We start from the raw sequence: 21,222 nt of genomic DNA on the forward strand, positions 1-21,222 counted from the left end.
GTGACCAGGGCATCTACTGACTCCCATGCCTGCGTTCGAGTTCAAGGGCCCCGAGGGCCGCGCCCCGTCCCGTCTCCGTACCGCCGTCGGCCGACGGCGCCTCGGCGGTGCCGAGACCGGTTTCCTGATGGCGGTCGCCTCCATGACCTCCGTCCAACTGGGGCTGGCCCTGGCCGTCCCGCTCTTCGGGCAGCTCGGCGCGCTCGGTACGGCGGGACTGCGGCTGGCGTGTGGCGGGCTGCTTCTGCTGGTCCTGATACGTCCCAGGCTGCGCGACTTCACCCGGCGGGACCTGCTCGCCTGCGCCGTGCTCGGCGGGGCCAGCGCCGGCATGATGCTCTTCTTCATGCTCGCCGTGGCGCGTCTGCCGCTGGGCACCGCGAGCGCGCTGGAGTTCCTCGGCCCGCTGGCCGTGTCGCTGTTCGGGCCGGGCGGCGGACGCAAACTGTGGGCGGGACTGGCCGCGCTCGGCGTGCTGCTGCTGACCGAGCCCTGGCACGGCGGCGTGGACGCGGTGGGACTGGTCTGCGCACTGGCCGCCGCGGGCTGCTGGGCCGGCTACATCCTGCTGACCCAGGGCGTCGGCGACCGCGTCACCGGGCTCAGCGGCCTGGCCGTCTCGATGCCGGTCGCGGGTCTGCTCGGCACGTTGATCGCCGCGCCCAGTCTGTGGGGGCATCTGACGTGGCAGCCGGTCGGGATCATGTTGGTGCTGGCTCTGGTGAGCCCGGTCCTGCCGTTCGTCCTGGAATTCCTCGCGCTGCGCCGCCTGACCACCGCCGCCTTCGGCACACTGATGAGCCTGGAACCCGCCATCGCGCTGCTGATCGGTCTGTTGGTGCTCGGCCAGACACCGGGCCCGGTGCCCGCGGCCGGGGTGCTCTTCGTGGTCATCGCCGGTGCGGGCGCCACCCGCACCGGCGCCCGCACACCGGACGAACCCGTCGCGGCCGATGCGCCCGCCCCGCGGTCGTGCGCCGCGGAAACGCCCTGAGGGGCGGGCCGGAGGACCTGAACTGCCCACGCCCCGACGGCTTCACCGGCCGCCCCCATGGCACCACCACGGACTTCCGGCACTCGCACCCCGCCGAACGGCAACAGAAGGTACTGGAGGGCTGGGCCGATGATGGGTTTCCCGGGGAGGTGGGGGGTGCGGCCTTGGGCGGGTAGCCGAAGACCGCCTCGCCGCCGCACTGGCAGTCGCTCAGCCGGAAAGCCGTCCCGGCCCGTGCGGCGACGCAGCTACTTCTCCTGCTGAGCCGCGGAAGTCCCGCCAAAATTCTGCCGGTTGAGGACGTAGGTGAGGGCGCGGCGCCGGAAGTTCTTGCCCCACAGCACGGCTCCGATGAACAGCGGGAGTCCGGGGATGAGCATGAAGGGGCCGATGGCCCAGTGGTTGGCGGGAGAGGCGATCGACTTGATGCCGATGCCAGACAGCAGGAATCCCAGCGCGGCACAGATGCCGAGCAGGTAACCCTCCGCACGCATGCCGCCGGGAAGGTCGCGTTTGTCGATCCGCACGTTGCCGGCCGCGAGCCGGCGGACCGCCTCGCCTTCCTGGTCCGCCTGCTGATGTCCGTGGATCGGCGCGTTGCTGCCGCTCATCGTGTCCCCCTGCACGTCTCACATGATCGCGGTCAACGATCTTGATGGCGAAAACGTGCTGATTCTCGCATAGTGGTCGTCGTGGCGGCGGCGCCCTCGTCCTCCTTCCCAACGCCGTCAACAGGCGCCTCGCCGCTCGGTTGTCACTGGTGGGATTTCCGCGGTGCGGCAACTCCGCACCGCCCACGACGGCCTGTTCGGCGGGCCACCGTTCCCTGCGCATCCGTCTGCCCCTGTGGTCGGTCAGGGCAGGATCTCGATGTACCCCTCGGTTCCGTGGACACGGATGCGCTGTCCGTCCCGGATCAGCCGGGTGGCCTGGTCCACGCCCACGACGGCCGGCAAGCCGTACTCCCGGGCGATCACCGCGCCGTGGGTCATCAGGCCGCCAACCTCCGTGACCAGGCCCGCGATTCCGACGAACAGCGGTGACCAACTGGGGTCCGTGAAGGTCGTGACCAGGATGTCGCCCGCTTCGATATCGGCCTCCGCCACGTCAAGGATGACCCGGGCCCGCCCCTCGATGGTCCCGGCGGAAACCGGTAGGCCGACCAGAGCACCGGCCGGCACGTCGTCGCGCCGGTACGCCCCGGTGACGGCCTCGCCGTCCGATGTCAGCACCCGGGGCGGTGTGAGTGCCTGGAACGACCGGAACGCTTCCTTGCGCTGCTGGATGAGCCGGTCGTCCACCGCGTGCGAGCGCACCACGTCGTGGAGTTCCTGGAACGTGAGGTAGAAGACGTCCTCCTTCTCGGGTAGCACGCCTGCCCGGACGAGGCGCTCGGCCTCCGCCAACAGGGCTTGTTTGTAGACGAAGTAGCGGCTGATGATGTCGTACTTGGGGTACTCCCGGTACCCGATGAAGGTGCGGACCCGGTCGATCATCCGCTTCGCCTGATCGGCCTTTTGGTCCCCGTCAGGCAGGGTCCGCAAGCGCGACAGCACGTCCTGTTCCTTCTTGAGCGCTGCCTGCCGGCCTTCCTCGAAACGCCGTTCGGCGGCGCCGGGCTCGAAGTTCCGGACGTTGTCGAGGATCACGGGCACGAGCGTCGTGGGGCGTTCGCGCCAACGCGGCCTCGTGATGTCGATCTCGCCGACGCAGCGCATGCCGTACCGGTTGAGGTAGCCCTCGATGGCGTCGCGCGCTTCGGCCCCGCCCGTGAGCTTCGCCAGGTCCGCCAGGAAGCCGTCGTCCTCGACGCCTTGCAGGAACGCAACGACCTCCGGGTGCGGTCGGATCGCGTCCGCGACGTCGAGCAGGGCCAGTCCCATCTCCGACGTGACGTTGCCGGGGGCGGACAGCGTGAGCGTGTCCGCCGCGTGCTTCTCGCCCAGCCACTCCCACAGGTTGTCGTTGAGCCACCACGTGGCCTCCATCCCCGCCATGATCACCTGAAGGTTCAGCGGGTCACTGAGGACCCGCTTGTGCTCCTCGAAGGCTTCCAACAGGAAGTCGAACAGGGCGGGTCCGGTCTTCGTCCGGATGTCGCGCTCCAGGGCGGCGATGGATGCCTGGCTCCGCTCGATCAGCCCGGTGACGATGGCCGGATCGGTCTCGATCGGGGCGGACGCACCGCCGGCCACCGGCCTGCCCGGCTCCGCGTCCGGGAGCGACGGGACGAAGTCCTCGCGGTCGAGGACGGTCTCCAGAGCATCTCTGACCAGCGGATCGCCCCTGCCCATGAGGTCCAGGAGGCTGGCGCGGCTCGTGGGCGAGGCCAGGCGCCGGGTGGCGTCGACGAACAGCCTTCCGCCGGCCTCGTGCATCGGCACCATGGCCGTCAGCCGCCACATGGAGAGCCCCAGCGGCTTCATGGGGTCGGTCATCATCTGCTGATGACCGACGGAGACGTAGACGTGATTCTCCTGGTCATCGGAGTCGGGGAGGGGGAACAGCGTGGTGATCGGTCGGCTCTGCACGATCTGGAAGCCGCCGTCGACCAGGCACCATTCGATGTCCTGCGGGCGGCCGAAGTGCGCTTCGATCCGGCGCCCGAGCTGCACGAGCCGCACGACCTGGGCATCCGACAGCGCCGGCTGCTCCTGCCGCTGTGCGTCGATCGCCACTTCCCGGGTACCGCCGGTCGGCAGGGCGTGAACGGCGCGCTGTTTGGCGGCGATTGCCTTGGCGACGACTTCGCCGTTCCGCACCGTGAAGACGTCCGGGTTCACCAGGCCGGAGACCAGGGCCTCGCCGAGGCCGAAGCTGGCGTCCACGGTGGCGACCTTCCGGTTGCCCGTGACGGGATCGGCCGTGAACAGGATGCCGGCCGCATCGGGGAGGACCATCCGCTGCACGACCACGGCCATCTGGACCGCACGGTGGTCGATGCCGTTCCGCTGGCGGTAGATCACGGCCCGCTCGGTGAAGAGCGAGGCCCAACACCGGCTGATGTGGTGGAGGATCGCGGTCGGCCCCACGACGTTCAGGTACGTGTCCTGCTGGCCGGCGAAGGAGGCCGTCGGCAGGTCCTCCGCCGTGGCGCTGGAGCGGACGGCGTAGGCGGCCTGGTCGTCGAGCCGGGCGAGCGCGCCGGTGATCGCCGATACGAGATCGCCCGGAATGGCGATTCCCTCGATGATCCTTCGGATCTCCGCGCTGAGAGTGCGGATCGCCTCCCCGTCGTCCGGGCCCAGGCACGACAGTTGATCAAGTCGATCGTTGATCGACGGCGCCTGCGCCAGGGTCCGCCGGAAGGCGTCCGTCGTCACACAGAAGCCGGCCGGTACGCCGATGCCCGCGATCCGCGACAGCGCCCCCAAGTGGGCACCCTTGCCACCGACGACCGCGCCCTGCGACTCGTCGATCTCCCGAAGGTCCCACACGTACTGCTCGTTCACTGCGACGCCTCCCAGGCAGTCTTGTTCCGCTGCACCGCACTGGCCGTGGTTGATCGAACCAACCGCGCGACCGTCTCCGCCGAACCTGCTGCCGGCCACGTCCGTGTCCCCTGCCCCTCTTCCTCTGACGAGTCGGTCGCCCGCTCGGCGCGGTTTGCCGGAGCGCACATCGGCATTCCCGCCCCGAATGCCCGCGGCCACACCGCCGGCGCGACCAATTGACCGGAGTCGCCGCGTCTTTCGTCCGTCGGCAACAACACACGCACGATGCGCCCCTCATTTCCGCAGGTTGTGGTCTAGGCCGACGATTGTGCGGCACCCCCAGGGCCTTGCCGCAAGCCCCCCAGTGCGCTATATGTTGAGAGTGGCAGGGAGAGGTGTCTCCTTGCCCTTTCTTTTTGCTGACCGCTGTGGCTGACGAGTTCCGTGTGCAGCGGTGGCGCGCCGCCGCGTAGGCGCACGCGGCAGTGGCCCGGCCCGAAACGGGAGCCGCGCCCAGCCGTTTCCGTTCCTGCGCGTTTCTTGGCATTCAGGCTCGCGGGACCATCAACTTCCCCTTCGTGGCGGTCATTTCGGTCACGCCCCGCGCGGTCTGTCGTAGCCCCAGACCCTCGTGGAGTGGATCGCCCGAGCCCATTCATGGCGAGGGCATCGATGAACGCCCGTGCCCTCGCCGGGGCCTTGGGATGGCCGCCGGCGCGATCAAGACTCCCGGGGTGAGCGAGGTGGTGGGTTGGGGCCTGGAGGGCATCCAGGAAAGCGTCACCGAAAGCATCAAACGGGACGCTATCAACGAGGCCCAGCACGAAGCGGGCCGGGAATACGCCAACGGCGTCTCGGCGGCCCAACATTCAGCGCGGGTAGCGTTGTATCAGGCCGGAAAGTGCGAGGACTTCGACGAGGCCACAAAACTTCCTGCCGAAGGCGGCGCAGGCGGACGGCTGCTGAACGCAGTCCCGGCCCAACAGGGCTCCATGGGGCTCGTAACGGGATTCAGCTCGGGAAACAGCCGCTCCGCGGACCGGCTCCGGCATGTGGCCCCGGCCTCCGTTCAGGCGGGCGCTTGCCCGCTCTTCCTTCCTCTTGTCGCTCTGAGATGTGAGACGGCGGCGACGATGGGCGTGATGATGCTGGCTGCCAGGAGGGCGGCGAAGAATACAAGGGCCGGGTTCACCCAGGTGGGAACGAGATCGAAGTCCGAGTTGCACTTGTTGTGCAGCGGGAACCAGCGATCCATTTCCGCCGCGTGCTCCGATCGGTAGGCGGCGTCGTAGTCTTCGTGATGGATGAGCCGGCAGGACTCCGCCACGTCCAAGCCGCCGGAGAAAAGCCCGACGAAGTAGGAGACGGGCAGGGCCAGGAGCGATACCGGCGCGGTGACGAGGGCGAGCATCAACCATCCGGTGCGCCTCTGCCGTGCATGCAGGGCGGAGAAGCCCCGCCCGGCCGCGTTCACGACGAGGAACATGCACGCCAGAAGGACGGCCGTGACGACGGCGAACAGCCAGTCAAACGCCAGGATGACGAAGAGAACCATCAGGGCGACGCCAGCGAGGTAGAGCCTTTTCTCCGGATGGTTCAGGGAACTGCGGCCTGGCATGGATCAGTCCTTGATGCGTGTCGATCGGAGGGGCGTCCTGTGGTGGCATCGGCGCCGGTTCAGTAAGGCGCGGCCGTCGTTTGATGGCACTGAGCCCCCTTGTCGTCACACCCCGGGCGTGTGCCAGGAGGTGCGGTCTGCGGCTCGGTGGTCGGTCGAGCCGACACGAACGTAGGGAGCTGGCGCGCTCCGCGCAACTGGTCAGTGCCATGCCTAAGTGGGCAAATGGGTGGATCGCCGACTAACGCTGTGATGTGGCTCATCACGGTTGTGCGGCAAGGGATTTCGAAACCGTAACGAGGCGGGAGCGGCCCGAAGTCCCGTTGGACACCTACTGATGCGGCGCGGCTGCGGGACCTGCTCAGGTGAAGTGAGGGAGGGGCGGGCGCTCGGGCTCAGGGGAGGCGGAGTACCGGCTTGATGACCTCGCCGGTGGTTGCTGCCTGGGCGGCGCGTTCGATGTCGTGGAAGGGAAATTCGGTGATGATCTCGTCGAGGGGGAGGAGGCCCTCGCGGTAGCGGGTGATGAGCTGGGGGATGAAGTCGGCGGGTGCCGCGTCTCCTTCGATGACGCCGCGGATGCGGATGCCCTTGGTCAGGACGGTCATGATGTCGAACTCCGCGCGGCCACCGACGCCGACCAGGGCCAGTGTGCCGCGTTGGGTGAGGGCGCCGATGGCCTGGGTGATCACGTCGGGGCGGCCGGTGGTGTCGAGGGCGAAGTGGGCGCCACCGTCGGTGTGTTGGCGGATCGCGGCGGCGACGTCGGCGACGGTGTCGGGGGCGAGTGCCGTCGTCGCGCCGAGCTTGAGGGCCGTGGCGCGGCGGGCCGGGAGCGGGTCGACGGCGATGACGCGGCAACCCTCGGCGGCGGCGGTCATCACGGCGCTGAGTCCTACGCTGCCGGCGCCGAAGACGGCGAGGGACGAACCGCGGGGCGGGCGCAGGACGTTGAGGACGGTCCCGGCGCCGGTCTGTACGCCGCAGCCGAGTGGTGCGGCCAGCGCGGGCGGGAGGTCCGCGGGGACCTTGACGACGTTGCTGAGGTGCGCCAGGGCGTGGGTGGCGAAGGAGGACTGGCCGAAGAAGTTGCCGTAGACGGGGCTTCCGTCCCCAGCTCGGGAGAGTGGGGTGGTGCCGTCGGGGCGGGTGCCGGTGGCGTTGAGTGCGAAGATGCCTGTCTCGCAGTAGGCGGGGTGGCCCGCTGCGCACTGGCGGCAGGTCCTGCAACTGCGGTAGCTCAGGCATACGGTGTCGCCGGGGCGGACGGTGGTGACCTGGTCGCCCACGGCCGTCACCACGCCGGCTCCCTCGTGGCCGAAGACCATGGGACTGAGCTGTGCCGGCCACTTCTGGCGGGTGCTCAGGTCGGTGTGGCAGATGCCGGCCGCCGTGATCTTGACCAGGACCTCGTCGGGTCGGGGTGCGTCGATCACGAGGTCGTCGCGGAGGGTGAAGGGCCCGCCGGGGGTTTCTACGACGGCTGCTTGGATGCGCATGGGGGTGGTTGTATTCCTGTGTGGTCGGTGGTGTTGGCCGTCCCTGCGGCCGCGGCGGCGGGTGGTGTTGGTGGGGTGAGCCTACTCAACCGGTGGGTGTGGTGCCGGGGATGGGTTGTCCTCTCAGCCAGCGGGGCGGAAGGCGAGGACGGTGGTGTGGCCGCCGAAGCCGAGGGAGTTGCTGAGGGCGAGGCTGAGGGGTTGGGGGCGGGCGTGGTCGGTGACCAGGTTGAGGGTGGGGGCGTCGGGGTCGGGGTGGTGGAAGTTGGCGGTGGGTGGGACGAGTTGGTGTTTGAGGGTGAGCGCGGTGAGGGCGGCTTCGATCGCGCCGGCGGCGCCCATGGTGTGACCGAGAACGCCCTTGGTTGAGGTGACTGAGGGGGTGGTGGTGCCGAACTGGCGGTCCAGGAGGGCCGCTTCGGTGCGGTCGTTGAGGGGGGTGCTGGTGCCGTGGGCGTTGATGTGGTCGATTTCCGACGGGGTGGCGCCGGCGGCTCGGAGCGCTTCCTGAGTGGCCAGTAGCAGGCCCCGGCCTTCGGGGTCGGGGGCGACCGGGTGGTGGGCGTCGGCGGAGATGCCGTGGCCGGCGAGGTGCGCCTGGACGGGGGCGTGGCGGGCGGTGGCGTCGGTGGCGCGTTCCAGGACGAGGATGCCCGCGCCCTCGCCGAGCACGAAGCCGTCCCGGTCGGCGTCGAAGGGGCGGGAGGCGTGGGCGGGGGCGTCATGGCGGCGGGAGAGGGCGCCCATGCGGGCGAAGGCGGTGGCGCAGAGCGGGGTGATCATGGCGTCGGCGCCGCCGGCCACCGCGATGTCGCAGGAGTGGGAGGACAGCAGCAGCGCGGCCAGGGCCAGGGCGGTGGCGCCGGAGGCGCAGGCGGTCGCGGTGTGCAGGACCGGGCCGCGGGCCCCGAGGGCGATGGCCAACTGCCCGGCGGCCATGTTGGGGAGGAACGCGGGCAGGGTCAGGGGGGAGACGGCCCGGGGGCCGGTGTCGGCGAGCTTGTGGAGCTGCCGTTCGTAGGTGCCGATGCCGCCGGCCGCGGAGCCCAGGACCACCGCGACCCGGGCGCCGTCCCAGGTGGTGGGGTCCAGTCCGGCGTCGGTGACCGCCTCGTGGGCGGCGGCCAGCGCGAACTGGGTGGCGCGGTCGTGTTGCCAGGGCCGGGGGCCCGGCACTTGGGTGCGCGGGTCGAAGTCCGGGACGCGGCAGGAGAACGTGACGGGCAGGCCGGCCAGTTCGGGGTCCGGTGTGGCGGTGCCCCGGCCGGCGCAGACGCCTTCCCAGGTGGCCGCGGTGCCGGAACCGGCCGGGGTGACCAGGCCGATTCCGGTGACCGCGAGACCGGTGTCGTCGCCGGGGCCACTCACCGCGGGGCTCCTCCCCGCTCGGCGGTGCCGTCGGCGGGCAGTTGTGCGGCGACGGCCTGCGTCAGCTGCTCCAGAGTGAGTTCGGCGGTGGCGCCGTCCTCGTCGAGCGGGATGCCCCAGTGTTCCTGGAGGGTGACGATGAGCTCGACGACGGCGAGGGAGTCGAGGTCCAGGTCGCCGAGGGTGCGGTCGGGGTGGACTTCCTTGGCGTCGACCTCGAACTTGTCGGTGAGGGTGGTCACGAGGTGGTCGTAGACAGGTTCCATGAGGGGTTCCTCCGGTGGGTGGGGCGGGTGGTGGGTTGCGGGGTGCGGGGCTCCGGCGGGTGGGCGAAGGGGCGGGCGGAGGGCCAGGTCAGGGCGGCGGACGCCCAGGTGAGGCCGCCGCCGAAGGCGGTCAGGAGGGTGGGGGTGCCGGGGCGGATGCGCCGGTGGGCGGCCGCGTCGGCGAGGGCCAGTGGGATGGATGCGGCGGCGGTGTTGCCGACCTCGCGGAGGTTGCCGTAGCGGTGGTTGGGCGGGATGCCGATCCGGTCGGCGACCGAGTCGAGGATCCGTTGGTTGGCCTGGTGGCCGATGAACGCCCCGATGGTGGCGGGCTGCCAACCGGTCTTTGCCAGCACGGCGTTGGAGGAGGCGGTCATCCGGCGCACCGCCTGGCTGTACACCTCGCGGCCGCGCATCCGGAAGTAGTGCTCCTCGCGGCTCTGTCGGTGTGCCGGGTCGGGTTGTCGGGAGCCGCCGGCGGCGATCGCGATGAGGTCGCTGCCGGTGCCGTCGGAGCCCCAGTCGGTGGCGGCGATGGCGCCCGGCTCGCCGCGGTCGCCGGCGCGCAGCAGTACCGCGCCGGCGCCGTCGCCGAAGATCACCGCGGTGTCCCGGTCCAGTGGGTCGATGATCCGGGAGTAGGTCTCGGCGCCGATCACCAGCGGTCGGGTGCAGAGGCCGGTGCGGATCAGCGCGGTGGCGACGGCGAGGCCGTAGAGGAAGCCGGAGCAGACCGCGGACAGGTCGAAGGCGGGAACGGTGCCCAGGCCCAGCCGTTGGGCGACCTCCGGTGCGGTGGCCGGGCAGCGCCGGTCCGGGGTGGTGGTGGCGAGCAGCACCAAGTCGGCGCGGGCGCCGGCGGATTGCTGCGCGGCCCGGCCCGCGGCGACCGCCAGGTCGCCGGTGCTGGTGTCCTCCTCGGCCTCCCGGCGCCGGGCGATGCCGGTGCGGGTGCGGATCCACTCGTCGGTGGTCTCCAGTACGCCGCGGCGCCGGACGTCGTCGTTGGTCAGCACCCGCGGTGGCAGGCAACTGCCCATGCCGTCGAGCACGGCGGTGGGGCTCACCCTTGTCATGGTGGGTTCCTCGATTCGGGGGCGGTCAGGCGGTGAAGGGGGAGGGCGGTTTGGGGGTGCCGGCCAGTCCGCCGTCCGGCACCGACACCCCGCCGTCGAGGACGAGGGCCTGTCCGGTGAGGTAGGAGGCGGCGGGGGAGGCCAGGAACAGGGCGGCGCGGGCGATCTCTTCGGGTTCCGCCCAGCGGCCCAACGGGACGTGTGCCGTGAGCCAGTCCGACAGCGGTGCCAGGGAGTAGGCGAAGGCCGTCATGTCGGTGCGGGTCCAGCCGGGGCAGAGCGCGTTGACGCGGATGCCCTGGCGCGCCCAGCCGACCGCCAGGCTGCGGGCGAGGGCGATCTGTGCCGCCTTGGACGCGCCGTACGCCTCCATCCGCGGGGTGCCGGCGACACCGGCCAGCGAGGACATCAGCACCACGCTGGCGCGGGAGGAGGCCGTGAGGTGGCGGTGGGCGCGCCGGCAGAGCGCCGCGGTGGCGTTGAGGTTGACCGCGATCACGTGGTCCCAGTCGGCCTGTTGGGAGTCCTGGAGGGGGACCAGGGTGGGGGTGCCGTCCTCTTGGGAGGGCAGCACGCCGGCGTTGTGGACGATGACGTCGAGCCCGTCGAGTGCGGTGGCCGCCTCGTCCACCACCTCCTCGGCGGCGCCCGGTTCGGCGAGGTCGCCGGGGACGAGGGCCGCGGTGCGCCCGGCGTCCTCCACCAGGGCGGCGGTCTCCTTCAGCGCCGTTGAGGTGCGGGCGGACAGTGCGAGGTCGGCGCCGGCCCGGGCCAGGGCGACGGCGGTGGCCTTGCCGATGCCGCGGGAGGCGCCGGTGACCAGGGCGCGGGCGCCGTCGAGCCGGAACGGGTCGGGTGTTGTGGTCATGAGGAACTCCTTTGCAGGGCCGGGGCGTTGACGAGGTGCTTGACTGGGGAGGTGGCTGTCTGGGTGGTGCGGGTGGGGGCGATGCGGATGACCGGCGCGCCGGTCCAGGTCAGCAGGGCGCTGCCCCAGGTGACGCCGGCGCCGAAGACGGCCAGGAGGATCCGGCCGCCGCGCGGCAGCAGTCCTCGGGAGGCCGCGCCGGCCAGGGCGTAGGGGGCGCTGGCGGCGCCGATGTTGCCGACCTCGTCGCCGACGATGACCAGGCGGCCCGGGGGGATGCCGATGCGCTCGCCCAGGTCGCGCAGCAGGACCGGGTTGGGCTGGTGGGTGATGTAGGCGTCGATGTCGGTCAGTTGCAGGGCGTTGCCGGCCAGGCTCTCGCGGACCAGGCGGGGGAAGACGTCGACGATGAAGTCCCGTACCGCGCGGCCGTCCATGTGGACGTGGTGTTGGCGCGCGCCGAGGGTGGCCGGGCTGGCCGGGATGCGGCTGCCGCCGGCCGGGATCAGAACGTGGTGGGCGCCGGTGCCGTCGGAGCCGAGCCGGAAGTCGGTGAAGCCGGCGTCGCCGGGGACGGGGCCCAGTACCGCGGCGGCCGCTCCGTCGGCGAAGAGCACCGCGGTGCCCCGGTCGGTGGGGTCGAGGAACTTGGAGTACGCCTCGACGCCGACCACCGCCGCGTAGCGGGCGCCACCCTGGCCGCGCAGCCAGTCGTGCGCGACCCGGGCGGCGAACAGCCAACCGGCGCAGGCCGCGCTGACGTCGAGGGCGACCGCGTGCCGGGCGCCGGTCAGGGCCTGGACGCGGCAGGCGGTGGAGGGGCCGAGCTCGTCGGGGGTGGAGGTGGCGGCGATCAGCACGTCGAGTTGTTCGATGTCGATGCCGGCGGCGGCCACCGCGGCGCGCACGGCGGCCGCGGCCAGGTCGGATGCGGCCTCGTCGGGGCCGGCGACGTGTCGGGTGTGCACGCCGGTGCGCTGGGCGATCCATTCGGGGGTGACGCCGGCTGCGGCCGCGATGTCGTCGTTGGAGCGGGTGGTGTGCGGGAGGTAGGTGCCCATGCCGAGGATGCCGATGCGCGGGGCGGGGGAGGAGTGCGGGCTCATGACGGCCTTTCCGGTGACCGGTCGAGGGAGTCGTACAGGGCCGTGGCGTAGTCGTCGGCGCCCAAGGGGGCCGGGACCGCGCCGGGCGGCGCGCCCATCGCCCCGCACAGCAACGGGAGATGGGGCAGTAGCCGGTCGCACAGGCCGTCGATCACGGTGGGGAGTGCGCGCGCGGTGGCGGGGGAGAGGGTGCCGGCGGCGAGCAGGCTGCCGGCGGCGCGGCGGGCCTCGACGGCGCCGTGGAGCGCGGCCAACGGATGCAGTATGGCGCGTAGTTCGGGGTCGTGGACGGCCTCGACGGCGGCGGCGACCGCGTCCGCGATCAGCCGGGCGCCGTAGGCGGCGCCGAGTTCGTGGGCGGCGTCCAGGAGGGGGTTCCATAGGTCGAGTCCGGTCCGGCCGGCCCGGGTGCGGCGTTGGAGGGTGCGCCGGAGGGTGTCCCGCAGTCGCTGTTCGTGGGCCCGGGCGACCGCCGGCCACCAGCCCGGGTGGTCAGGGGTGGCCTCGGCGCGCGGCACCGTGCCGCCGGCCCCGCCGCCGGCCCCGCCGCCGGCCTGGGCGAGTGCTCGGCCGGCGTCCAGCAGGATCAGTTGGCCGTCGCCGCCGGCGGTGTCGAAGGCGTGCGCGAAGCCGTGATAGCCGTCGAGGAGGTTGGGGTGCAGGAACCCGGCGAGCCCGCAGCGGTGTTGGCACTCGGCGGCGACCTGCGCGGCGCGCCGTACCGTGGCCGCCTTGAGTACCGCCAGCGGGCGGTCCACGGCGGTCCAGGGGGAGAACGTCATGCCGTCCGGGGCGGGTGGCGGGGTGTGGTGGGCGGTCCGTGAGCGGGCCCAGATCTCCCGTGCGGTCCGGCCGGCGCAGGTCAGTGCGAACGCCTCGGCCAGTGCGCCGAGCAGCGCGTGTTGCTGGTTGCGCAGGTCCAACACGCGGGCGCCGGGGGCCAGTCGGCCGTGCGCGCGGCGGTGGGCGGAGAAGCGGAGTGCCTGGACGGCGCTCTGGCGGGTCATGGCGGCGACCGCCGACGGCAGGGTGGCCCACAGGAGTTGGCCGACGGACAGGGTCCGCTGGAGCCGGGCGTCGCGGTCGCCGAGCGGGTCGTGCAGGACGCCGTCCGCGTCGACGTGCGCCTGGTCGGACAGCCACTGGCGGTGCGGCACCCGCACGCCCTGGAACCGCACCAGCGCGTAGTCCAGCGGCAGCGACGGCGCCTCGATGCGGCGCGAGATCTCCACACCCGGCAACGGGCCTGCATTGTCGGTGAGTTCGACCACGAACGAGAACACCCCGTGGTCGGTGTCGTCGACCAGGACACGGGCGCACACCACGGCGGTCTGTGGCCCTCCGGCCCCGCCGACGCTGGAGAACTTGGCCGCGCCCGGCACCGGCGTGTCGAGCACGAACTCCCGTGTGTCGGGGTCGAGTCGGGCGACGGTGCGGGTGCCCAGGTGACTGCTGGCGTCCCCGATCTCGGTGACCAGGAAGACGCCCTTGGTGCGGCCGGTGGTCAGCGCCTGCCAGGGGCGGCCGATCCGTGTCGGGTCCTCGGCGAGGGTCGCCATGGAGCCCAGGCAGAGCGCGTAGTGGTTGAGGACGGCCATGTAGAGGGGCGGGTCGACGAGGGCCACGCATTCGCTGAGTACGGCGAGTTGCTCCGGATCGCGGAACAGTTCGCCCGCCGGTGGGAGGTTCCTGGCGAGCAGGCGCAGTTGTCGATGCATGCGGTGGGCCCGGTCCTCGGTGGGGTCCGGGGGCGCGGCGCGGTCGGCGGCCAGGACGGTCAGCAGGCGGCTGCGCAGGGTGTAGGGGCGGGAGCCGTTGACGATCTCGCCGAGCTCATCGAGCGGTTGCGTGCGCGTGGTCATCGTGCTGGCTCCAGAGGGCGGTGCGGGTGGCGAGGGCGGCGTGTGGCGGGCGGGGGGTGGGCTCGTCGGGGCCGGGCCAGGGGAAGTCGGGGTCGGCGAGCGGTGCATGGGCGCCGGCCGCCTCCGGCGGCAGGACCTCCCGGATGCTGCGGGTCAGCGCGCGGCCGGTGCCCGCCTCGAAGAACAGGGCGCGGTCGCCGCCGGCGGTCACCTGGCGCAGCACCGGTGGCAGTCGCATGGGGCGGATCAGGCAGTCGGCCAGGCCCCGATGGACGTCGTCGCCGGGCCGGTAGAGGCCGCCGCGGACGGCGGAGCGGACGGGAACGCGGGCCGGGCGGCCGTCGATGGGGCCGATCGCTGCGGCGAAGGCGTCCGCGGGGCCGGTGAGGGACGGGTGGTGGGAGGAGAAGGGCAGCCGCAGGCGGGCGGCCGGGACGTCCTGCCGCTTGGCGTGTTCCTCCAGGGCGCGCAGTCGTGGCAGGGGGCCGCTGACGATGGTCTCGTCGGGCCCGTTGATGCAGGCCAGGGCCAACTCCGGGGAGCCGGTGCGGCGCAGGAGGGCCGCCGCGCCGGCCTCGCCGGTGGCCAGCAGGGTCAACCCGCCGGGGCAGCGGGCCAGTTGGTGGGCCAAAAGGCAGGCGATGCGGGCACCCTCGGCGACCTCGAACACGCCGGCCGCGGTGAGGGCGGCGATCTCCCCGAAGCTCACCCCCAGCACCTCGTCCGGCGCCAGTCCGGCGACGCACAGCGCCCGGTGCACGGCCATCGAGGAGCAGAACAGGGCCAGTTGGGGGGTGCCCACCGGTCCGGCCGCGAGGTCGCGGCCACTGGGCGGCGCATCGCTCAGCAATGCCTTGGCCATCGGCGCGATGCCGAATTCCCGAGCCACTTCCTCGGATTCCTCGAATACCTCGCGCACGGTATGTCGGACGGCCGGGTGGGCGCGCAGTGCCCGGATGAGCGGGCTGACCGCGAAGTCGCCCTGCCCGGGAAAGACATGGACGATCCTGAGCGCAGCCGATTCGCGTTTTCCCCGAGCGGGCGGGACACCTTGACGCATTTGCTCATCTCATTTCCGAGGGGTTCTCTGTGGTGTCGTGCCATTCAACATCGGTTGTTCCGCCGATGGCCGGAGTTTCGGGTCCGGGGCTGTTGAAGGGGGTGAACGCGCAGGCGGCGCGGGTGTCTCAGGGGTGCTGAGAAGGTGACGTGACCGCCAACGCCCGGTGCAACACCGCGCTCGCCGCCGGGAGTTTGCGGAACGGCGTCAACATTTGCCGCAGCCGCGCCGCGGCCAAGTCCGCCGCCCCGGACCGCAGATGCCCGTAGTGGTCGAGAAAGGAATTCCAGGAGGCGCTGGCCTCTTCCACGTGGCCCAACCCGACGAGGATTTCCGCGTGCTGGGCATGGCTCAACGCCATGGCCCGGTGGTCCTCGACGGACCGGTGCGCCAGCGAGTTCACCAGGGCGGTGCGCGCGGCCGACAGGTCGCCGGTGTACCGCAGCACCTCGGCGCTCTGGAACTCCATCGACCCGGGCGAATACGCGGTGAACGGCCCCGTCGTGCCGGCCCGGCCAGCCTTGGCCATGGCTCGCTCGGCCCGGTCCAGGGACTCCCGCGCCGCCCGGTGGCGCCCGCAGGCCGCCTGGGTCACGGCGAGTTGGGAGAGCAGGAAGGCCCGCGCCGGCCCCTCGGGCGTGCGGGAGGCCGCGGCGGCCTCGGCGGCGCGCAGGGCGATCCGCCGGTGGCCCAGCGCGAGCCCCTGCGCGCTCAGCCCGCGCAGCACGACGGCGCGGGCGGTGGGGTCGCCGGACTCGTCGGCGAGCCGCAGGGCGGTGGTGAAGTGGCGCTGCGCGAGCCCGTGGATGGAGGCGTCCTGATACATCCGGGCGAGCAGGAACGACAGCCGGGACGCCTCGACCAACAGCCCGCGGCGCGGGGCGCGGCCCGGGTGCTCCCGTAGCCGCGGGGCGATGTCGTCGGCGAGGTAGGCGGCCAGCGACGAGCGGGCGGTGCGGCCTCCGTGGGCGTCGAACGAGGTCGAGTAGAAGCGCACCGCGAGGCGGATGACGGCGAGGTCGTCCGGGTCACCGGGCTCCGCGCGCGGCGGGCGCTGCCACGGCACCCGGTCCCCGGCCTCGGTCGCCAGCTTCGCCAACTCCGCCTCGCGGTACGGCAGCATCCGGGCGGCGGCCCGGCGCGCCGGTTCGTTCTCCATGGTGCACAGGTCGGTCAGCGCGGTGCTGATCGGGGTGTCGGAGGCGGGGAGCCGTCCGGCCGCCGGACCGGACGGCTCCCCTGAGAGGCCCGCGGCCGCCGGGGAGACCGCTCGGCCAAGGCGGCGGGCCAGGGCCTCGGCTATCAACTCCGGCACCGGGGGCGCCGGTCGGGTTCCGCTGAGCCAGTGGGCGACCGCGGTGCGGTCGTAGTTGAGGTCGAGGTCGATCTCAGCGGCGAGGGCGTTGACCGTGCGCGCCATCGCCGCCTGCGTCCAGCGGGCCTCTGCCAGTAGGGCCCGTAGGTTCTTGTTGGGGCGGCGTGACGGGGACATCTAGGGCTCCCGGCACGGCGGTTCGGATTTCGGTCCGGTCGGTCTGCCCACGTCACCCCGCGTCACTCTTGCGGTTGCTCCACGGCGGCGCGGGCGGGGGGATCCGGAGAAACGAAAGGGGCTGAAGAAATTCATGGGAAGTGATGTCCGTAGGTGGTAACGCTGTTGCACGTGTTCTCTTTCTTTTGTTCGGCCGCCGGGTCCTGGGGGTGTCTACGGAATTCTTCCGGGGCAGCCTTACGGTGGCCTGAAAGGCGCCCTACGGATCACTGCCCCGTAGCCAACAACCGTTCATCAACGGAACCATGAAACGAGCTAGGGCGGAACGCCCGACCGTGGTCAGGAGCGTGAACGTGTTGAAAGGCACTCTGACACCGGACGTTACCCGAGCCGGATCCCCCGACGAGTAGAGCGAGGCACCCAGACCATGACGCCCCCGCGCCGTCCCAACCGTCTGCTAGCGGCCCTGCTGGCCGAAGCGGACTGGACCGCCACGGACCTCTCCCGCGCCGTCAACGCCCTCGGCGCCGCGCGGGGCTTGCAACTGCGCTACGACCGCACCTCGGTGGCCCGTTGGCTCAACGGGGCGCGCCCCCGGCCTCCGGTCCGCGAACTGATCGGCGAGGTGCTGGGCCGGCGCCTGGGTCGGCGGCTGACGACCCGGGAGACCGGCTTCACCGACCCGGCCACGATAGGCGTGCTGTCGTCGGCCTGGCGCGCCGGCGACCCCGTCCACCGGCTGGCGCTGCTGTGCCGTGCCGAGACCGACCCGGTGCGCCGCGCTGACCTCGCCCGTACCGTCCTCTCCGCCCCGCCGCCGGTGGTCATCGGCTGGGAGAGCCGGCCCCCGGTCCTGCCGCCGGCCGACCCGCGCGCGCCCCAGGCGTCCGCCGCGGCCCCGGCCCGGCTGGAGGCGGTGGCCGTGCGCAGCGCCCTATTGGGGGAGCGGTACGGCGGCGCACACGGCCGGTCGGCGTTGGCGGGGTACCTCGCCACGGAGGTGGTGCCGCTGCTCACCGCCCCGGCACACCCCGCGGTCCGGCGCGCCCTGCTCACCGGCGCCGCCCATCTGACGCTCCTGCTGGCGGGCCGCACCAGTGAGACCGGGCACCCCGCCCTCGCCCAGCACTACTACGACATCGCCCTCGAATTCGCGCACGCCGCCGGCGACCGCGGCACCCACGCGATCGTGCTGCGGTGCCTGAGCATGCAGGCGCACCAACTCGGCGACCACGTCCAGGCGATCGCCCTCGGCGAGGCCGCCACCGAGATCGCGGGGTCCGCGGTCCCGAGGGCCGTGCGTGCCTTCCTGCACGCGGGCCGCGCCGTCGTCCTGGCCGGCGCGGGCCAGGCCCGAGCCGCCACCGCGGATCTGTTGACCGCCGAGCAGCATCTGTCCCGGGCCACCGGTCCCGAGGGCCCGTTCACCAGCTATCCGGAGACCGCGCTGCGCTACCAGCGCGCCGAGATGCTGTCATGCCTGGGCGATCACAAGGCCGCCCTGGGCGAGCTGGAGAGCTCCCTGGCCTGCCGGCCCGCCGACCACCACAAGGCCCACACCCTGCTGCACGCCCACCTCGCGCACACCCTGCTCGCGCTGAACGAGGTCGACGCGGCCGTGGACCACTCCCTCCACGCCCTGCGTCACCACCGTCAGCTCGCCGCCGGGTCCGTGCACGGCACCCTGCCGCGCCTGGCCCACCGCCTGGCGCCCCATCAGCGCAACCCCCGCGTCAAGGCATTCCGGGAGCGGCTTCGGGGCACGGCCCGGTGAGGCCGTCCCCCGGCCCCTCCGGCTCGCCCCGACGCACGGCCGACGGCCGGGGCTCCGCCTGCTCGCCGTCCGTGCCCACTGCGAGGAAGCCGCCCAGCAACACCATCGCCACGTCAACAGGATCAGTCACACGCCAATAAAGAGGGGGGGAGTGCCCCATTTCGATTCTCGGCACGCCCACCCGACCGCACCTTCACCCAGAAGCACCCAACCCACCCGTCCCACCGGAGCGCGCCCCGGCCAGAGCGGGCACCGCCACCCGCGCCCCGGGAACCCCACGGCGCCGGGGCCACAACCACCGCCGGACCGGCGGTGGTTGACGGTCCCGTCAGCGCGCGCCGGCGCTGACGGTGGCGAACACGCCCCGCTGTTCGGTGCCGTCGGCCGCCCGCCAGACAGCGGTGACCGATCCCAGACACCCCTCAGGCGCCGCCGCCCCACCAGGGCCATCGCCCTCGACCAACGGTTCCAGAACGCGCCGCACGTGGAGGCCGACGACCGGCCCCGCGCCCACCGCCCCGCCGGGCGCCGCGCCCTCCACCGCCGTCTCCACGGTGACGTCCGTCCCGTGCGGCCCGCTGACGGGCCTCGGCGCCCCCACCACCGCCGCCGCGCCGATCCCCGCGGCCTCGCTCAGCCACCGGACCACGGAATCGTCGCGGGCATCGCTGCTGTTCTGCGCCTGCGCCTCGACCCGGCCCTGGACGAAGGCGAGCAACTGGGCGACGAGCACGGGGTCGTGCGTCCCGTCGTAGACCCAGCGCCGGCCCAGCACCCCGTGCTCCATGGTGCCGACGAGGCCGGCCTCGGCGCCGTCCAGGGGAGCCCCGCGGTAGGTGAACGGGACGAGGTACGCGCGCGCAAGCCCGCCGGACCGGTCGGTGACCACCACGAACTCGATGCCCACCTCGCCCTGCGGGTCGTCGAGCCGGAAGCCGCCCGCCCTGGCCAACTCCGGGGCCTGGGCGGAGCCGGCGTACCACGGCTGGTCCGGCAACCAGGCGGTGAGGAGCTCCAACTTGGTGGGTTTCAGGGTGGTCTCATGAATGACAGCCATGCGCCGAAATCTAACCATGCTGTCAATACCCTTCCGAGCCGACCCCATCCCGCGGAATACTCACCTCGTCGCCGTCGACATCCCCAACGAGCCCGGCCCCCCCCGTCTTCGACTCCGGTTGACTCAGACTCGCTCCGGTCGGTCGTGAGGGAGGAGAAGCCCACCGGCCGTAGGAGCGCTGGCGGATTGCAGTCATGACGTGGGCGGGTCGCTCCGTATCGTCCGGCGCGTTCAACTCGCCTGCTGCGCCCGACAGTTCCCGTTCGCCGCCGCCCTCTCCTACGAGTTGCTCGCAGCATCGGACGAACTCCCGCACGACGGGGTTGGTGTCGTCGGCCGGTGCCCAGGCGATGCCCACCTGACTGGGGCGGACGCCGGTGACCGGGCGGTAGGTGATGCCGGGGCGGGCGTAGAAGCGGGCCGCGGACTCGGGGGCGAGGGCGATGCCGTAGCCGTTGGCGATCGCGCTGAGCCAGTCGTCCGGCTGGTTGGTGACGGCGCCGATGCGGGCCGGGTGCCCCTCGCGCTCGTCGGCGGCCAACCAGTAGTCGCGCCACCGGCCCGTCTCCGGTGGGGCGGCCACGAACGGTTCGTCCCACAACTCCCGGAACGGGATCATCGCGCGGGCGGCCAACGGGTGCCCGGTGGCCAGCGCCACGCAGCGCGGTTCGGTGAAGAGCGGCGCGATGCGCAGCGCGTCCTGGCCGGGGAACGGCAGCCGCACCAGGGCGACGTCGACCTCCGAACCGGCCAGCCCCGCCGAGGGGTTGGACCAGGCGGCCTGGCGCATCTCGGCCCGCCAGCCCGGTTGGCGCCGGGCGAACTCCGCGACGATCCGCGGCGTCGCCTCGTTGGCGCCACTGGCCACGAAGCCGACGCGCAGTACGCGCTGCGCACGGCTCGCCGTGCCCTTGGTTTCCCGCAACGCGCGGTCCCAGTCGGTCAGCAGTCCGGGCGCCCGCTCGGCCAGGGTCCGCCCCGCCTCCGTCAGCGCCATACCGGACCGGGACCGGGTGAACAGCGGCATCCCGAGTTGCGTCTCCAGTTGCCTGATCTGCTTGGTCAGCGCGGGCTGGGACACATACAGGCGCTGCGCGGCGCGGGTCAGGTTCCCCTCCTCCGCCACGGCGACGAAATACCGCAACAGCCGGGTGTCGACGTCCATGCCGCCAGGTTATCGCCGCAGGTATTGGACGCCGGCCGCCGGCACGACGAGGCTTGCCGCGTAGGGACGGCGGAGACGGAGCGACAGCGGAGCAGGAGGCGTCGGGACATGGAACTGGCCTACGTGATCATCACCGTTCTCACCCTGGTGGCGAACGGCGCGATCGCCGTGGCGGACTTCGCGAGGGCCCCGTTCGTCCTCGCCAACTCCGCCGAAGTGGGCGTCCCGCCGTCCTGGCTGCCGTGGCTCGGTGCGCTCAAGGCTGCCGGGGCGGTCGGGCTCCTCCTGGGGCTCCTGGGCGCCCACCCCCTCGGCATCGCCGCCGCGGTGGGCCTCGTACTGTTCTTCCTCGGCGCCGTCGCCGCGCACCTCCGCGGGCGCGTCTACCACAACATGGCCTTTCCGGCGGGCTACTTGGCGTTGGCCACGGCCTCGCTCGCCCTCGCCCTCGCCGTCGGGTAGGCGAGGCGCGCGGCCGAGCGGTGTTCTCGCCGCCCTAGGGCGCTTCTGACGGATCTCCGCGGCGTCGCGGCGTCTGGCACGCCCGCTCGCGGCGTTGCCGACATGTCCCCATAGCTCCGCT

The 21,222-nt window shown here is 72.4% G+C and carries 16 protein-coding genes and 1 pseudogene; 3 read left to right on the forward strand and 14 right to left on the reverse strand.

Features of this window, described 5'->3' with window-relative positions:
* Window positions 1-25: 25 nt before the first annotated feature.
* The gene (locus tag PV796_RS35375) at window positions 26-994 is read left to right on the forward strand and encodes an EamA family transporter (RefSeq protein WP_274917829.1); all 969 of its coding nucleotides are present in this window, start codon (window positions 26-28) and stop codon (window positions 992-994) included.
* 248 nt (window positions 995-1,242) lie between these two features.
* On the opposite strand, the gene PV796_RS35380 is transcribed toward PV796_RS35375, so the two are convergent.
* From PV796_RS35380 to PV796_RS35435, 12 genes are all read right to left on the reverse strand, one after another.
* Window positions 1,243-1,605, reverse strand: a complete 363-nt coding sequence (locus PV796_RS35380) for a hypothetical protein (protein WP_274917830.1) — start codon at window positions 1,603-1,605, stop codon at window positions 1,243-1,245.
* Between the two features lie 243 nt (window positions 1,606-1,848).
* Entirely contained in the window at window positions 1,849-4,446 is a 2,598-nt protein-coding gene (rph, locus tag PV796_RS35385) for a rifamycin-inactivating phosphotransferase (protein WP_274917831.1), read from the reverse strand.
* A 1,051-nt stretch (window positions 4,447-5,497) separates the two neighbouring features.
* The gene (locus PV796_RS35390; RefSeq protein ID WP_274917832.1) at window positions 5,498-6,046 is read right to left on the reverse strand and encodes a hypothetical protein; all 549 of its coding nucleotides are present in this window, start codon (window positions 6,044-6,046) and stop codon (window positions 5,498-5,500) included.
* A gap of 395 nt (window positions 6,047-6,441) precedes the next feature.
* On the reverse strand, window positions 6,442-7,545 hold the full coding sequence (locus PV796_RS35395; protein WP_274917833.1) for an NAD(P)-dependent alcohol dehydrogenase: 1,104 nt from the start codon (window positions 7,543-7,545) through the stop codon (window positions 6,442-6,444).
* A gap of 123 nt (window positions 7,546-7,668) precedes the next feature.
* Entirely contained in the window at window positions 7,669-8,913 is a 1,245-nt protein-coding gene (locus tag PV796_RS35400) for a beta-ketoacyl-[acyl-carrier-protein] synthase family protein (RefSeq protein WP_274917834.1), read from the reverse strand.
* Window positions 8,910-9,179, reverse strand: a complete 270-nt coding sequence (locus PV796_RS35405) for an acyl carrier protein (RefSeq protein WP_274917835.1) — start codon at window positions 9,177-9,179, stop codon at window positions 8,910-8,912. The genes PV796_RS35400 and PV796_RS35405 overlap by 4 nt, the downstream gene beginning before the upstream one ends.
* Complete coding sequence (locus tag PV796_RS35410; protein ID WP_274917836.1) at window positions 9,152-10,255, reverse strand: beta-ketoacyl-ACP synthase III; 1,104 nt, start codon at window positions 10,253-10,255, stop codon at window positions 9,152-9,154. The genes PV796_RS35405 and PV796_RS35410 overlap by 28 nt, the downstream gene beginning before the upstream one ends.
* A 25-nt stretch (window positions 10,256-10,280) precedes the next feature.
* Window positions 10,281-11,123: an SDR family NAD(P)-dependent oxidoreductase gene (locus PV796_RS35415; protein ID WP_274917837.1), complete on the reverse strand. Its 843-nt coding sequence runs from the start codon at window positions 11,121-11,123 to the stop codon at window positions 10,281-10,283.
* A complete protein-coding gene (locus PV796_RS35420; protein WP_274917838.1) occupies window positions 11,120-12,229 on the reverse strand; it encodes a 3-oxoacyl-ACP synthase III family protein in 1,110 nt (369 codons plus the stop codon). Before PV796_RS35420 ends, PV796_RS35415 begins: the two co-directional genes overlap by 4 nt.
* Entirely contained in the window at window positions 12,226-14,091 is a 1,866-nt protein-coding gene (locus PV796_RS35425) for an acyl-CoA dehydrogenase family protein (RefSeq protein ID WP_274917839.1), read from the reverse strand. The genes PV796_RS35420 and PV796_RS35425 overlap by 4 nt, the downstream gene beginning before the upstream one ends.
* Window positions 14,063-14,980, reverse strand: a complete 918-nt coding sequence (locus PV796_RS35430; protein ID WP_274917840.1) for an acyltransferase domain-containing protein — start codon at window positions 14,978-14,980, stop codon at window positions 14,063-14,065. Before PV796_RS35430 ends, PV796_RS35425 begins: the two co-directional genes overlap by 29 nt.
* A gap of 298 nt (window positions 14,981-15,278) precedes the next feature.
* Window positions 15,279-16,643, reverse strand: coding sequence for a hypothetical protein (locus tag PV796_RS35435; RefSeq protein ID WP_274917841.1), 1,365 nt, complete (start codon window positions 16,641-16,643; stop codon window positions 15,279-15,281).
* Between the two features lie 427 nt (window positions 16,644-17,070).
* Between PV796_RS35435 and PV796_RS35440 the strand changes: the two genes are divergently transcribed.
* The gene (locus PV796_RS35440) at window positions 17,071-18,417 is read left to right on the forward strand and encodes a hypothetical protein (protein WP_274917842.1); all 1,347 of its coding nucleotides are present in this window, start codon (window positions 17,071-17,073) and stop codon (window positions 18,415-18,417) included.
* 328 nt (window positions 18,418-18,745) lie between these two features.
* On the opposite strand, the gene PV796_RS35445 is transcribed toward PV796_RS35440, so the two are convergent.
* A complete protein-coding gene (locus tag PV796_RS35445; protein ID WP_274917843.1) occupies window positions 18,746-19,474 on the reverse strand; it encodes a maltokinase N-terminal cap-like domain-containing protein in 729 nt (242 codons plus the stop codon).
* A 280-nt stretch (window positions 19,475-19,754) separates the two neighbouring features.
* A pseudogene (locus tag PV796_RS35450) lies at window positions 19,755-20,639 on the reverse strand (LysR family transcriptional regulator); the annotation flags it as partial.
* A gap of 108 nt (window positions 20,640-20,747) precedes the next feature.
* Here PV796_RS35450 and PV796_RS35455 point away from each other — a divergent pair.
* A complete protein-coding gene (locus tag PV796_RS35455; RefSeq protein ID WP_274917844.1) occupies window positions 20,748-21,101 on the forward strand; it encodes a DoxX family protein in 354 nt (117 codons plus the stop codon).
* Window positions 21,102-21,222 lie beyond the last annotated feature (121 nt).

Origin of the sequence: Streptomyces sp. WZ-12 (assembly GCF_028898845.1) — a bacterium.
Lineage (GTDB): Bacteria > Actinomycetota > Actinomycetes > Streptomycetales > Streptomycetaceae > Streptomyces.

What these genes read in the sequence shown, in the direction of transcription:
- PV796_RS35415 (WP_274917837.1), bottom strand. Translation starts at nt 11,123, where the DNA reads ATGACCACAACACCCGACCCGTTCCGGCTCGACGGCGCCCGCGCCCTG.
- PV796_RS35390 (WP_274917832.1), bottom strand. Translation starts at nt 6,046, where the DNA reads ATGCCAGGCCGCAGTTCCCTGAACCATCCGGAGAAAAGGCTCTACCTC.
- PV796_RS35445 (WP_274917843.1), bottom strand. Translation starts at nt 19,474, where the DNA reads ATGGCTGTCATTCATGAGACCACCCTGAAACCCACCAAGTTGGAGCTC.
- PV796_RS35420 (WP_274917838.1), bottom strand. Translation starts at nt 12,229, where the DNA reads ATGAGCCCGCACTCCTCCCCCGCCCCGCGCATCGGCATCCTCGGCATG.
- PV796_RS35380 (WP_274917830.1), bottom strand. Translation starts at nt 1,605, where the DNA reads ATGAGCGGCAGCAACGCGCCGATCCACGGACATCAGCAGGCGGACCAG.
- PV796_RS35435 (WP_274917841.1), bottom strand. Translation starts at nt 16,643, where the DNA reads ATGTCCCCGTCACGCCGCCCCAACAAGAACCTACGGGCCCTACTGGCA.
- PV796_RS35455 (WP_274917844.1), top strand. Translation starts at nt 20,748, where the DNA reads ATGGAACTGGCCTACGTGATCATCACCGTTCTCACCCTGGTGGCGAAC.
- PV796_RS35410 (WP_274917836.1), bottom strand. Translation starts at nt 10,255, where the DNA reads ATGACAAGGGTGAGCCCCACCGCCGTGCTCGACGGCATGGGCAGTTGC.
- PV796_RS35440 (WP_274917842.1), top strand. Translation starts at nt 17,071, where the DNA reads ATGACGCCCCCGCGCCGTCCCAACCGTCTGCTAGCGGCCCTGCTGGCC.
- PV796_RS35395 (WP_274917833.1), bottom strand. Translation starts at nt 7,545, where the DNA reads ATGCGCATCCAAGCAGCCGTCGTAGAAACCCCCGGCGGGCCCTTCACC.
- PV796_RS35425 (WP_274917839.1), bottom strand. Translation starts at nt 14,091, where the DNA reads ATGACCACGCGCACGCAACCGCTCGATGAGCTCGGCGAGATCGTCAAC.
- PV796_RS35375 (WP_274917829.1), top strand. Translation starts at nt 26, where the DNA reads ATGCCTGCGTTCGAGTTCAAGGGCCCCGAGGGCCGCGCCCCGTCCCGT.
- PV796_RS35405 (WP_274917835.1), bottom strand. Translation starts at nt 9,179, where the DNA reads ATGGAACCTGTCTACGACCACCTCGTGACCACCCTCACCGACAAGTTC.